This is a genomic window from Pelagibius sp. (assembly GCF_965249265.1).
GTDB lineage: Bacteria > Pseudomonadota > Alphaproteobacteria > Kiloniellales > Kiloniellaceae > Pelagibius.
In genome coordinates this window covers 2,404,569-2,418,351 of sequence record NZ_OZ252224.1, presented here as the reverse complement: position 1 = coordinate 2,418,351, position 13,783 = coordinate 2,404,569, and the positions used below count along the sequence as shown (strand labels likewise).

Sequence of the window (13,783 nt, the reverse complement as noted above, 5' to 3'; positions counted from 1 at the left end):
GACAAAATGGCTGACCTTCGTTGCGATATCGCCGGTGTGAAGTCGCCCAATCCCTACTGGCTGGCCTCGGCGCCGCCGACCGACAAGGAGTACAACGTCGTCCGCGCCTTCAAGGCCGGCTGGGGCGGCGTGGTCTGGAAGACCTTGGGCGAAGATCCGCCGATCGTGAACGTCTCGTCGCGCTACGGGGCGATGACCTATAACGGCACCCGCATGGCGGGCTTCAACAACATCGAGCTGATTACCGACCGGCCGTTGGAGGTGAACCTGCGGGAAATCAAACAGGTGAAGCGCGACTGGCCCGACCGTGCCATGGTCGTCTCCTTGATGGTGCCCTGCGAGGAAGAAAACTGGCGCAGCATCCTAAAGGCCGTCGAAGACACCGAGGCCGATGCGGTGGAGTTGAACTTCGGATGCCCCCACGGCATGTCGGAGCGCGGCATGGGCGCAGCCGTCGGGCAGGTTCCGGAATACATCGAAATGGTCACCCGCTGGTGCAAGAAGCACAGCCGCATGCCGGTCTTCGTAAAGCTGACGCCCAATGTGACGAACGTGCTGGGCCCGGCGCGCGCGGCCAAGGCCGGGGGCGCTGATGCCGTTTCCCTGATCAACACCATCAACTCCATCATGTCCGTCGACCTGGATGTTATGGCGCCGACCCCGACGGTGGCCGGCAAGGGCAGCCACGGCGGTTACTGCGGTCCGGCGGTAAAACCCATTGCTATGCATATGGTGGCGGAAATCGCGCGCGACCCGGAGTGCGCCGGGTTGCCGATCTCCGGGATCGGCGGCATCAGCGACTGGCGCGACGCCGCCGAGTTTATGAGCCTGGGTGCGGGTTCGGTTCAGGTCTGCACGGCAGCCATGCACAAGGGCTTCAAGATCGTCGAAGATATGGTCGACGGCCTCGGCTACTGGATGGACGGCAAGGGCCACAAGACCCTGGAGGATTTTCGGGGGGCTGCCGTGCCCAATGTCACCGACTGGCAGTATCTCGACATGAACTTCGAGACCGTCGCAAAGATCGACCAGGATCTCTGCATCAAATGCGGGTTATGCCATATTGCCTGCGAAGACACCTCCCATCAGGCGATCGCCGCCCAGAGATACGGCGGCGACCGGCGTTACGAGGTGATCGACGCTGAATGCGTGGGCTGTAACCTCTGCATGCATGTCTGCCCGGTGGAGGACTGCATCACCATGGTCGAGGTCGACAACGGCAAGGACTACATGAACTGGACACAGGACCCGCGCAATCCGATGAACAAGAACGCTGCGGAATAAGGGGAACCATCGATGACGCTGAAGAATCTGACAGTCAATCAGGACCGTCTTTGGGACACTCTGATGGAAATGGCCAAGATCGGGCCGGGCGTCGCCGGTGGTAACTGCCGCCTTGCCCTCAGCGATTTCGACCGCGAGGGCAGGGATCTTTTCGTGCGCTGGTGCCAGGAAGCCGGCTGTTCGATCACCGTCGACAAGATGGGAAACATCTTTGCGCGGCGTCCGGGAACCGATCCCTCCATGGCCCCGGTCACCACCGGCAGCCACCTCGACACCCAGCCCACCGGCGGCAAATTCGACGGGGTCTTCGGGGTCTTGGCCGGCCTGGAAGTGATCCGCACCCTGAACGACAACGATATCGAGACCACCGCGCCCGTCGAGGTTTCGGTCTGGACCAATGAAGAGGGGTCGCGTTTCGCCCCGGCCATGGTGGCTTCCGGCGTCTTCGCCGGTGTCTTCGACCTGGAATACGGGCATTCCCGGGCAGATGTCGAGGGCAAGACCATTGGCGAGGAACTGGAGCGCATCGGCTACAAGGGCGACGAAACGCCGGGCGAACATCCGATCCGCGCCTTCTTCGAGGCCCACATCGAACAGGGCCCGATCCTGGAAGCGGAAGAGAAGACTATTGGCGTCGTGACCGGCGCCCAGGGGCAGCGCTGGTTTGAGGCGACCCTGACGGGGTCGGAGTCCCACGCCGGAACGACACCGATGAACCGCCGGAAAGACGCCCTGGTTGCGGCTTCCAAGCTGGTGACGGCGATCAACGACATTGCCCTGGCCCATGCGCCCCACGCGGTCACGACCGTCGGCATGATGCAGGTCAGCCCGAACTCGCGAAACACGATTCCCGGTTCGGTCTTCATGACCATCGATCTGCGCCATCCCGATGACGAAACGCTCAGCCAGATGGAGAAAGAACTGCGGGAGGCCTGCGCGCAGATCTGCGACCCCGTGGGCATCGAAGCCGAACTGGAGAACATCTGGTACTCCCCGCCGATCAAGTTCGATCCCGACTGTGTCTCAGCGGTGAAGAACGCCGCCGGAGCCGCCGGCTACGGCAACATGGACATCATCTCCGGCGCCGGCCACGACGCCTGCTACATCAGCCGGGTGGCGCCCACCGCCATGATTTTCGTGCCCTGCGAGGACGGTGTCAGCCACAACGAGGCGGAAAGCGCAACACCGGCGGATCTGGCGGCCGGCTGCAATGTGCTGCTCCATGCCATGTTGGAGCGGGCTAGTGCTTGACCTTTCCGGTCAGACAGGCAGGAATGGCGCCAAGCTCCGGCAAAGCGGGGGATAGCGGGGATGGCGTTAGAGGCGGTGATGCAGCAGGGGGAAATGGAAACGGCGGCTGAAGAGGCCAGGCCGGTCATCAAGGTCGAGAATCTCTCGCTCACCTTTCAGACCGCCGATGCCCCGGTCTACGCGCTTTCCGAGGTCAATCTCACCATAAACGCCGGGGATTTCGTTTCCTTCATCGGCCCGTCGGGCTGCGGCAAAACCACGCTGTTGCGCGTCATCGCCGATCTGGAGCATCAGACCGCCGGCGCCATCAGCGTGAACGGCGTTTCACCGGAAGAAGCGCGCCGGGACCGGGCCTACGGCTATGTCTTCCAGGCCCCGGCGCTCTACCCCTGGCGCACGGTGGAGCGCAACGTCATGCTGCCCCTGGAGATCATGGGCATGAGTTCTGCCGAGCGGCAGGAGCGGGCGGCCCGTTACCTCGATCTGGTGAACCTTGGCGGGTTTGAGAAGAAGTTCCCCTGGCAGCTTTCCGGCGGCATGCAGCAGCGGGTTTCCATCGCCCGGGCGCTCTCCTTCGAGCCCGAACTGCTGCTGATGGACGAGCCCTTCGGCGCCTTGGACGAGATCACCCGCGACCATCTGAACGAGCAGCTCCTGCGCCTTTGGGAGCGCACCGGAAAAACGGTGGTTTTCGTCACCCACTCGATCCCCGAGGCGGTCTTCCTCTCTTCGAAGATCGTTGTCATGTCGCCGCGTCCGGGGCGCATCATCGACATCATCGACTGCAACCTGCCGCCCGACCGCAGTCTGGATAGCCGCGAAAGCAATGAATTCGCCGAGATCGCCCACCGGGTCCGCGAAGGCCTCAGAGCCGGGCACAGCTATGACGACTGAGGCTCTCACCGGGCCTTCCCAATCCACACCCGGGTTGCTTTCCCGGGCTTTTGCCGGCCGTACGGGTCCGCTGACTGTCGTTTGTGTAGCGATATTTCTGCTCTGGTATCTCGGCACGGTCTGGCTGAACGCGCCCCTGCTGATCGACCGCTACGAACGGGGGGGAGAGGACTGGTCGATCTCCCGCCTCGCCGGGGATGCCATGGCCATGGAGCGGCCGATCCTGCCGGCGCCCCATCAGGTGGCCGAGGAACTGAATAAGTCGATCCTTCAGCGCAAGGTCACCTCAAAGCGCAGCCTGATCTACCACGGCTGGGTGACGCTCTCCTCGACGCTCCTGGGCTTTGCGATGGGTACCCTGCTGGGCATCGTCCTGGCCGTCGGCATCGTTCATGTGAACACCCTCGACCGGTCGCTGCTGCCCTGGATCATCGCCTCTCAGACCATTCCCATCCTGGCCATCGCGCCTATGATCATCGTGGTGCTGGGGAACATCGGCTTTACCGGTCTGGTACCCAAGGCCCTGATCTCCATGTATCTCTGCTTCTTCCCCGTGGCCATCGGCATGGTGAAAGGCCTGCGCTCCCCTGATCCCTTACAGATGGATCTGATGCGCACCTACAGCGCCAGCAAGGCGCAGGTCTTCTGGCAACTGCGCTGGCCCTCGTCGGTGCCTTTCCTCTTCGCCAGTCTGAAAGTGGCCATCGCCATCTCCCTGGTCGGCGCCATCGTCGGCGAGCTGCCGACCGGCGCCCAGGCCGGCATCGGCGCGCGCCTGCTGGTCGGCAGCTACTACGGCCAGACGGTGCAGATCTGGGCGGCGCTCCTGACTGCAGCCGCCATGGCGGGGATGCTGGTCGCCGCCATGGGCGGGGTCGAGAAGCTGGTGCTGCGCCGCTCGGGAGCACGGCCATGACGAGATTCGGAACCGCTTGGACCCAGGAGCGGTCAAGTCTCCTGGCATTCCTGTTCTTCGTGATTGCCCTGGTCTTTCCTATTGGCCAGGACAGCGCCGGGAACGCTGTTTCCTGGGTATCCGCTCCAACCCTGCTGCTTGTGTTCGGGATCGTGACCTTGGCCGCCGCCGTCCAGGCCTTCATCGCCCCGCGCGGCCTTTGGGTCGGGGTTTTTCTGCTGTCGGCCTGCCTTGCAGGCGGCTGGTTGCCGCTGGTGGCGATCGATCGCCAACTCAACGACTTGGGGCCGCAGGCTCCGGTAGGCACCGGCGGGCCTGGTCTTTGGGTCTTTGTCTTCGGGCTCGGTTTTCTTGTCTGGCGAACCCTTTCCATGCTGTCCGAAGCCGCAGGGAAAGAAGAGAGCAAAGGGTTTGCTGCCTTGCTCGTGCCCGGTCTCTTCGGCGCCTGGCTGATCTATCTCTGGCAGGTCGGCGTCACCGGCTTTGGCGTGCCTTCGGTGCTGCTGCCGTCGCCGGAACGGATCGCCGAGGTCTTCATGGCCTCGACCGACACCCTACAGGCGGACTTCTATCAGACTTTTGTGAAATCGGTGCTCACCGGTTTTGCCATGGGTTGCGGCAGCGGTTTCCTGGTCGCCGTGCTGGTCGACCGGGTGCCGTTCCTGCAACGCGGTCTGCTGCCGCTCGGCAACTTCGTCTCCGCCTTGCCCATCGTCGGCGTCGCGCCGATCATGGTCATGTGGTTCGGTTTCGACTGGCAGTCCAAGGCCGCCGTCATTGTCATCATGACCTTCTTTCCCATGCTGGTGAATACCATCGCGGGGCTCCACGCGACCCAGGCGATGGAACGCGATCTCATGCGCTCCTACGGCGCCAGCTATCTGCAGACCCTGGTGCGGGTGCGGTTGCCCAACGCCCTGCCGTTCATTTTCAACGCCTTGAAGATCAACTCTACGCTTGCGCTGATCGGGGCAATCGTGGCCGAATTCTTCGGAACACCGATCGTCGGCATGGGTTTCCGCATCTCGACCGAAATCGGCCGCATGAACGTGGAGATGGTCTGGGCCACCATCGCCGTCGCCGCGGTCGCTGGTTCGTTGTTCTACGGGCTGTTGGCATTGGCGGAGCGGGCCACGACCTTCTGGCATCCGTCCTATCGATAAGGAAACAAAAACAAACGACTGGAAGCCGAGTTGGTGAGGAAATCTCAAGAAAAATACAAATCTCAATGAAGAGGAGAGGCAAGATGAGAAAACTGATTTCGCTGGCGGCAGGGGCGGGACTGCTGCTCTCCGCAGGCACGGCCAGCGCCGCGGACAAGGTGACGCTGCAACTGAAGTGGGTGACCCAGGCCCAGTTCGCCGGCTACTTCGTGGCCCAGGACAAGGGTTTCTATGAGGAAGCCGGACTCGACGTCACCATCAAGCCGGGCGGCCCCGATGTGTCTCCGCCGCAGGTGATCGCCGGCGGCGGTGCCGACGTGGTCATCGACTGGATGCCCTCGGCTTTGGCATCACGGGAAAAGGGCGTAGCTCTGGTCAACATCGCCCAGGTCTTCAAGAAGTCCGGCATGATGCTGACTTGCCGCAAGGACAGCGGCATCACCTCGCCGGCCGACTTCAAGGGGCGCACCCTGGGGGTCTGGTTCTTCGGCAACGAGTATCCCTTCCTTTCCTGGATGGCCAAGCTCGGCCTGCCGACGGAAGGCGGGGATGATGGCGTGACGGTCCTGAAGCAGGGGTTCAATGTCGATCCGATCCTGCAGAAGCAGGCCGACTGCGTCTCCACCATGACCTATAACGAGTACTGGCAGATCATCGATGCGGGCCTGACAGCGGATGATCTGATCGTCTACAAGTACGAAGATCAGGGCGTTGCCACACTGGAAGATGGTCTCTACGTCATGGAAGAGAACCTGAACGATGCGGCCTTCGTCGACAAGATGGCGCGCTTCGTCGCCGCTTCCCTGAAGGGCTGGGAGTACGCCAAGAACAACGTCAACGAGGCGGCGGATATCGTTCTCGAAAACGACGAAACCGGTGCGCAGACCGAAAAGCACCAGCGCCGGATGATGGGCGAGATCGCCAAGCTGCTGGAAGGCTCCAGCAAGGGCCTCGGTTATCTGGAGCCAGCGGACTATGACCGCACGGTCGATACGCTTCTCGCGAATGCGTCGACCCCGGTCATCACCAAAAAGCCGGAGGGAGCTTGGACCCACGCGGTCTGGGAGAAAGCTTCGGGAATGTAAGCCATTCACTCCGGGGGGTGGAGGAGGGAGCGTTTCGACGCTCCCCCTTTTTTATTGAAGTCCCATCACTGCAGAGCCTTGAGCTTTTTCGGCCGTGATTGCAAAGGCGACGAAGAGGTGTCTTCTTCGCAAGAGACTTTATTGTTGCTGATTGAGCACTCAGCCTTGATCAGACCCGACCCGCAGGTAAGCCCTTCCGGTCCGGAATTGCAGCCGGTGCAGCCGTTCTCGCCACAGGAATCGCAGCAAGCCGGAAACTCCACTTCCCCCGGCGGCGGCACGACTCTCAAGTCCGTGCCGCGCTGTTGTGCCTGGGTTACATCAGCCGCCATCAGCACCATGCCAAGGGCAGCGACGCAAAAACAGATTCGAAAAGTCATGGAACGATCCTCATCGATGGTAGCGGGATGCCTTTAGCCGTCGTCCTTGACGCAGGTGACGGTGTCATCAACGACCTGGCAGTTGGCCTTGATGAGACCACTGCCGCAGCTCAGGTGAGGCGTATTGGGATAGGAGTTGCAGCCCGTGCAACCGCCTGCGGGACAAGACTCGCAACAAGCCTCAAAGGCCTGTTCGCCACCTGGGGTAGCCTTGAAGGACCCAGGTCCCCTGGGCGGCGGCGGGTCGGTAAGAATTCTCTTCTTGAGCTGCTGAACCTGGGCGACTGTGAGTGCGGCAGGCTCTCTCGCCTGTTCGGGCAGAGCTGCGGCTGCTTCTTGCGGTTGAACAATGGTTGCGGCGTCAGGCCGCTCAGCATGAGCGCCATGAGAGAGTGCAAGCAGCGCACAAACCACGGCGGCGGCGAATAAATTCCACAGATTCATCTTTGAATTCTCCACAAGTTGAGGCGCCAGAGTTGGTCAGCGCCAACGATTGGTCGCCGCGCCGCGGTTTTTGGTTCACAGGCGCAATTCAACCGATGGAGAAAGCCAGTGATCAATCTACGGAAAAATGCCGACTGCCACCCGCGTGCTTCCAGAGATCGCGTTAGATCACCTTAGAGAGAAGCGTCCATTGCCTTGATCAGCCGGTCAATCTCCTCCGGGCTGGTGTAGTGGACGAAGGAGAGGCGCAGCACGCCGGGGTCCGGCGCGACGCCCATGGCTTCCACCAGACGGTAGGCGTAGAAGTTGCTGACGCAGGCGGCAATGCGGTGCTTGCGCAGGCCCTCAACAACTTCGGGGGCCGGCTTGTTCTTCGTGTGGATTGCAACGGTCGGTGCGCGCACGGCGGGATCGCTCGGCCCCATGATGCGGATGTCGTTGCGCTGCCGGAGATAGTCCAGCAATGGCGCGAGCAGCGTTTTCTCCTGGCCTTCCAGTAAAGCATGGACCCGGCGGCCGCGCTCTGCCGGGTCGATGTCGTCTCCATCAGCAAAATGGTGATCGTGGAGGGCGTCAAAGTAATCGGCGATACCGGCGGAGGCGGCAATCTGTGCATGGTCCGGGCCCGCCGGCGTGAGCTTCTTCAGGATGTTGCCGGCGTTGAAGAAATGGCCCTGGTTTTCCAGGTGCTCGGCCAGCGCCCGCTTTACGGTCATCAGCCCCTGATGCGGCCCATAGGTTTTGTAGAGCGAGAAGAGGTAGATGTCGGCATCCAGGGCCTGAATGTCCGGGAAGCCATGGGGCGCATAGGAAACACCATCGACCACCACCACCGCCCCGGCGGCATGGGCCTTGGCGGCGATTTCGGCCACCGGGTTCACATGCCCGACGATGTTGGAGCAGTGCGGGAAGGCGACGAGCCGGGTTTTCTCGCTCAGCAGATCGTCAAGGTCCGCCGGGTCGAGCTGCCCGCTTTCCGGGTCGACCTGCCACTCGCGGACAACGATGCCGCTGTCCGCAAGGCGCCGCCAGGCGCCGGAATTGGCCTCGTGATCCTGGTTGGTGACGATGATTTCGTCACCTTCCTGCAGACTGCCGCGAAAGGCCTGGGCCAAGACATAGGTGTTCTGCGTCGTCGAGGGCCCGAAGTGCAACTCGTCCTCCGCCACATTCAGATAGCCGGCCAATCGCGTGCGGGCCTCATCCATTTCCTTTCCCGCCTTTTCCGAAGCGGGGAAGGGACCATAGGGCTGCACCTTGGTCTCGCGATAGAAGCGTGTGAGGCGGTCGATGACCGGCCCGCAGGCATAGGACCCCCCGGCATTCTCAAAGAACGCCCAGTCTTTCAGGGAGGGTTCGGAAAAAGCAGGGAAGTGCGAACGGGCAAAGGCGAGATCGAGTTGGGGCAAGGGATTTCCTCGGGAGGTTATTTCTTCATGAAATCGATAGCCTCATTGCCCAGCACCTTCAACCGGGATTCCACCGGCGGGGTTTCAGCGATGATCCGGCCGCGGCGGATGACGGTGAGGCGTGCCGGGCGCAGGCGCAGCGCCTCCAGCACATCACCGGCCTGCAGGATCACCATGTCGGCCTTGCAGCCCGGCGACAGCCCATAACCTTCCAAAGCCAGGGTCTTGGCGCCATTTGCAGTGACGGCGGCGAAGCAGGCCTTCTGTTCTTCGACACCCGTCATCTGGGCGACATGGAGGCCCATATGGGCAACTTCCATCATGTCGTGGCTGCCCAAGGGATACCAGGGGTCCATGACGCAGTCGTGGCCGAAAGAGACGTTGATGCCCTGGGCCAGCAGCTCCTTCACCCGGGTCATGCCGCGGCGCTTGGGATAGCTGTCGTGGCGCCCCTGTATCGTGATGTTGATCAGCGGATTGGCGACGGCGTGGACGCCAGCCTCGGCCATCAGCGGTAAGAGCTTGGAGACGTAGTAGTTGTCCATGGAGTGCATGGAGGTGAGGTGAGAGCCCGTGACCCGTCCCTGCAGCCCCAGGCGCTGGGTCTGGTAAGACAGGCTCTCGATGTGGCGTGAAAGCGGGTCGTCTGTCTCGTCGCAGTGCATATCGACCATCAGGCCACGCTCTGCCGCCACCTCGCAGAGCAGGCGCACGGATTCCGCCCCCTCGGCCATGGTGCGTTCGAAATGCGGGATTCCACCGACGACATCGACGCCCTTATCGAGCGCGCGCTTCAAGTTCTCCCTGGCGGTCGGCGAGCGCAGATAACCGTCTTGTGGAAAGGCGACGAGCTGCAGGTCGATATGGTCTTTGACGGTCTCGCGCACTTCCAGCAGCGCCTCCACGGCGAGCAGCCGATCGTCGCAGATGTCGACATGGCTGCGGATCGCAAGTGTGCCCTTGGCGATGGACCAGCGGCAGAGCGCCAGGGCCCGTTCCTTCAGCGCGTCCACCGTCAGATGCGGTTTCAATTCACCCCAAAGCGCGATGCCTTCCAGCAGCGTGCCGCTCTCGTTCAGGCGCGGCAGGCCGAGGCTGAGGGTGGCATCCATGTGGAAGTGGCTGTCGACGAAGGGCGGTGTCACGAGATGGCCGGCGGCGTCGATGGTTTCCGCCGCCTCGGCATCGATGCCGGGCGCGACTTCGGCGATCAGGCCGTCCTTCACCGCAATATCCTGCCCGGTGTCACCGGTCGGCAGGTTGGCGTTGCGGACAATGAGATCGAGCATCTTGCCTCCAGACTTCGCCTCGCCCTTCGAGACGGACCTGCGGTCCTCCTCAGGGTGAGGCTCTTTTCTTACCTCATCCTGAGGAGCCGCGGGAGCGGCGTCTCGAAGGATGAATCCACCCTAGCGCTCGCCCTTGCGGAAGGGCACCAGCAGGGCCTTGGGATAGGCCGCCCGCCGCGACATGACGATCATCGCCAGGATGCTGAGAACATAAGGCATCATGAGGAAGAATTGATAGGGGATGAAGGCCGAGGCGGACTGCTGCACCCGGATCTGCAGGGCCTCGAAGGCGGCGAACAGCAGGGCGCCGAGCAGCGCTTTGCCCGGCCGCCAGGAGGCAAAGATCACCAGGGCGACACAGATCCAGCCGCGGCCGTTGATCATGCCGATGTAGAAGGCGTCAAAGACCGAGATGGTGAGGAAGGCGCCGCCGACCGCCATAAAGGCGCTGCCCAGCATCACCGCCGCAGTACGCAGGCGGTGCACATCGATGCCCTGGGCCTCCACCGCCATGGGGTTTTCGCCCACCATACGCAGCGCAAGGCCGAGGGGCGTGCGGTAGAGCCCGTAGCCCACCATCGGCACCAGCAGGAAGGCCAGATAGGTGAGAGGGCTCTGGGTGAACAGCACCTCACCCAGAAACGGCAGCTCGGAGAGGCCGGGAATGGGATAGGGCTTGAAGGGATCGATCTTCGGCGGCGTGGTGACATCGGGCAGCAGCATACGGAAAGCGAAATAGCTGAGGGCCGAGGCCAGCAGGGTGATGCCGATGCCGGTCACATGCTGGGAAACGCCGAGATAGACGCTGAAGCCCGAGTGCAGCAGGCCGAAGAGGGCGCCAAAGACGGCGGCTACCAGCACCGCCGTCCAGAGATCACCGCCCTGATAGACCCACATCCAGGCGACCATGGCGCCCATGGTCATGATGCCTTCGATCCCCAGGTTCAGCACCCCGGCGCGCTCGCAGATCAGCTCACCCAGGGTGCCGAAGATCAACGGCGTGGCCATGCGCACCAGGGCGGCCCAGAAGCCAAGGGAAACAAAGATCTCGAGGATATCCATCTACCGCAATCTCGGTTGGTAGCGGACGAAGAGCACGGACGCCAAGACCAGCAGCAGCGCCGTGGCGGTCATCACATCGGCGAGGTAGTTGGAGATCGACATGGCCCGGCTCATGGCATCGGCGCCGTTGTAGATCGCGGCGATGAAGATCGCCGAGGCGATAACGCCGAGGGGGTGCAGCCCCGCCAGCATGGCCACAGCGATGCCGGTGTATCCAAAGCCCGGCGACAGATCGAGGGTGAGGTAGCCTTTCAGACCGGCCAGTTCGCAGACCCCGGCCATCCCCGCCAGGCCGCCGGACAGCAACGCGGTGCGCAGGACGGTTGCTCCCAGAGGGATTCCGGCGAAACCGGCGGCGGTGGGGTTGTTGCCGACGGCGCGAATCTCGAATCCCCACTTCGAGTATCGTATGAAAGCCCAGGCGCAAACTGCAAAGAAAACAGCCCAAATCAGCCCTGAATGGAGACGGGTGCGGGCAATGAGCGGCGAAAGGACCCCTTCGTCGATGATCGGCGCCGCCTGAGGCCAGCCCATGGCCAGAGGGTCTTTCCAAGGGCCGAAAAGCAGATAGTTGGCGAAGAGCAGAACGACGAAGTTCAAGAGCAGCGTGGTGACGACCTCGTCGACCCGCAGTTTCAGTTTCAGGATCACCGGCAGCAGCAGCAGCAGGCCACCGGCAAGGGCGCCGACCAGGAACAGAAAGGGGATCATCAGGAAAGGCGGCAACTCGACAAGCCCGGTGCCGACGTAGGTTGCCGCCAGGGCCCCGGCATAGAGTTGACCTTCGCCACCGATGTTCCAGAGCTTTGCGCGGAAAGCGACGGCGGCGGCAAGGCCGGTGAAGATCAGAGGTGCTGCGCGGGTCAGGGTCTCGCTGAGGGCAAAGACCGATCCGAAGGCGCCGTTCAGCAACGCGCCGTAAGCCGCGAGCACCGGTGCCCCGGCCCAAACGATCAGCAGGGCGCAGAGCAGAAACGCCAGGGCGATGGCCGAGAGCGGGGCGGCGAAGTTCAGCCAGAGCGGCACGTGGCTGCGGGGCTCAAGGCGCATCGCCAACCTCTCCCGGGCCATGCCCCGCCATCATCAGACCGAGAGTCCTCAGATCTGCCTCCTCGACGGCCATGGAATCGCTCAGCCTTCCCTGGTAGAGCACGGCGACACGGTCGGACATCTGCAAAAGCTCTTCCAGATCCTCGGAAATCAGGATGACACCGGCCCCCTCGGCGCAGGCCGCGAAAAGCAGGCGTTGCACGGTCGCCGCCGCTCCGACGTCCAGACCGCGGGTCGGCTGGTTGGCCAGGATCACACGGGGTTTTTCCGTCAGAACACGGGCCAGGATGACCTTCTGCATGTTGCCGCCGGAAAGGCTGCTGGTGGTAGTCTGCGGGTCGGCGCCGCGGATATCGAAATCCTCGATCAGGGTTTCGGCATTGCGCCGCAGCGCCGCGCCTTTCAGGAAGCCAAAGCGGGAAAAGCGGCTGTCGCCGTAGACTTCGAGAACGAGGTTCTCCTCCACCGAAAAGTCGCCGATGACGCCGGTTGCGTGGCGATCTTCCGGCACCCGGCCGATCCCGCGGTTCAGCATTGCGGCGGGCGATACCTTCGTGACCCTATCCCCCAGAACCTGAAGCGCGCCCGCGTCAGGTGCTGCCAAACCCGACAGCAGATCGGCCAAGGGTCCTTGTCCGTTGCCCGAAACGCCGGCGATACCCAGCACTTCGCCCGCCTTAAGGGTCAGGCTGACATTGTCCAGTAAGGTTTTACCGGCGCTGTCGCGCAGGCTGACGTCCTGCAGATTGAGGACCGTGTCGCCCGCCGGTTGCGTCTCGCGTTCCGGCAGTTCCACGGCACGGCCGACCATGGCTTCCGCCAAACTCTCCCGGCTTGCTTCTGCAATAGGGAAATCGGCCACAAGACTGCCTTGGCGCAACACCGCCACCCGGTCGGCAATGGCCATGACCTCGTTCAGCTTGTGGGAGATGAAAATGATGGACAGCCCGTCGGCCACCATCGCCTTCAGGGTGGCAAAGAAGCTTTCGACTTCCTGCGGTGTCAGGACAGCCGTCGGTTCGTCGAGGATCAGGATGCGGGCGCCGCGGTAGAGTGCTTTCAGGATCTCTACCCTTTGGCGTTCGCCGACAGAGAGATCACGGATCAGGCGCTGCGGGTCGATATCGAGTCCGAAACGTCCGGCCAGTTCGTTGACTTTCTGCTTTGCGTTATCTCTGTTCTGGCCCAAGGCCCAGAGCGGCTCGGTGCCGAGGACGATGTTGTCCAGAACCGAAAGATTCTCGCCCAGCGTGAAATGCTGATGCACCATGCCGATCCCGGCGGCGATGGCCGCCTTGGGCGAGCCGGCGGGCAGGGGGGCGCCGAAGGCCGCAATCTCGCCGTCATCGGCGACGTAGTGGCCGAAGAGGATGCTCATCAGGGTGGTCTTGCCGGCGCCGTTCTCGCCCAGCAAGGCCAGAATCTCGCCGCCTTGCAAGTCCAGGGAAATGGCGTTGTTTGCGGTCAGCGCGCCGAAACGCTTGGTAACGCCGGACAGCCGCAGCACCGGCTGAGCAGCGGCTTCGACTGCGGCAGGCTGTTGCGCCTCCGGCATT

General features: G+C 62.8%; 11 protein-coding genes. 6 read left to right on the top strand and 5 right to left on the bottom strand.

The genetic code is table 11. The features are described from left to right. Positions 1–6 precede the first annotated feature (6 nt). From preA to ACP146_RS11525, 6 genes are all read left to right on the top strand, one after another. On the top strand, positions 7–1,284 hold the full coding sequence (preA, locus tag ACP146_RS11550) for an NAD-dependent dihydropyrimidine dehydrogenase subunit PreA (RefSeq protein WP_422366907.1): 1,278 nt from the start codon (positions 7–9) through the stop codon (positions 1,282–1,284). 12 nt (positions 1,285–1,296) lie between these two features. Continuing rightward, positions 1,297–2,535, top strand: coding sequence for a Zn-dependent hydrolase (locus ACP146_RS11545; RefSeq protein WP_422366906.1), 1,239 nt, complete (start codon positions 1,297–1,299; stop codon positions 2,533–2,535). Positions 2,536–2,628: 93 nt separating this feature from the next. After that, the gene (locus ACP146_RS11540) at positions 2,629–3,429 is read left to right on the top strand and encodes an ABC transporter ATP-binding protein (RefSeq protein ID WP_422369644.1); all 801 of its coding nucleotides are present in this window, start codon (positions 2,629–2,631) and stop codon (positions 3,427–3,429) included. Continuing rightward, positions 3,419–4,345: an ABC transporter permease gene (locus tag ACP146_RS11535; protein ID WP_422366905.1), complete on the top strand. Its 927-nt coding sequence runs from the start codon at positions 3,419–3,421 to the stop codon at positions 4,343–4,345. Before ACP146_RS11540 ends, ACP146_RS11535 begins: the two co-directional genes overlap by 11 nt. Then, positions 4,342–5,508, top strand: a complete 1,167-nt coding sequence (locus ACP146_RS11530) for an ABC transporter permease (RefSeq protein WP_422366904.1) — start codon at positions 4,342–4,344, stop codon at positions 5,506–5,508. Before ACP146_RS11535 ends, ACP146_RS11530 begins: the two co-directional genes overlap by 4 nt. A gap of 83 nt (positions 5,509–5,591) precedes the next feature. Then, positions 5,592–6,593 (top strand): ABC transporter substrate-binding protein, encoded by a 1,002-nt coding sequence (locus ACP146_RS11525; protein ID WP_422366903.1) that lies wholly within the window; start codon positions 5,592–5,594, stop codon positions 6,591–6,593. A 997-nt stretch (positions 6,594–7,590) separates the two neighbouring features. On the opposite strand, the gene ACP146_RS11520 is transcribed toward ACP146_RS11525, so the two are convergent. The 5 genes from ACP146_RS11520 to ACP146_RS11500 all read right to left on the bottom strand — a co-directional run bounded on the left by ACP146_RS11520 (position 7,591) and on the right by ACP146_RS11500 (position 13,782). After that, positions 7,591–8,826, bottom strand: a complete 1,236-nt coding sequence (locus ACP146_RS11520; RefSeq protein WP_422366902.1) for an aminotransferase class V-fold PLP-dependent enzyme — start codon at positions 8,824–8,826, stop codon at positions 7,591–7,593. A 17-nt stretch (positions 8,827–8,843) separates the two neighbouring features. After that, a complete protein-coding gene (locus ACP146_RS11515) occupies positions 8,844–10,115 on the bottom strand; it encodes an amidohydrolase family protein (protein ID WP_422366901.1) in 1,272 nt (423 codons plus the stop codon). A 120-nt stretch (positions 10,116–10,235) separates the two neighbouring features. Next, the gene (locus ACP146_RS11510) at positions 10,236–11,177 is read right to left on the bottom strand and encodes an ABC transporter permease (protein ID WP_422366900.1); all 942 of its coding nucleotides are present in this window, start codon (positions 11,175–11,177) and stop codon (positions 10,236–10,238) included. Continuing rightward, positions 11,178–12,227, bottom strand: a complete 1,050-nt coding sequence (locus ACP146_RS11505; protein ID WP_422366899.1) for an ABC transporter permease — start codon at positions 12,225–12,227, stop codon at positions 11,178–11,180. Next, positions 12,217–13,782 carry an ABC transporter ATP-binding protein gene (locus ACP146_RS11500; protein WP_422366898.1) on the bottom strand — a complete coding sequence of 522 codons (1,566 nt, stop codon included), beginning with the start codon at positions 13,780–13,782 and terminating at the stop codon, positions 12,217–12,219. The genes ACP146_RS11505 and ACP146_RS11500 overlap by 11 nt, the downstream gene beginning before the upstream one ends. Position 13,783: the final 1 nt, after the last annotated feature.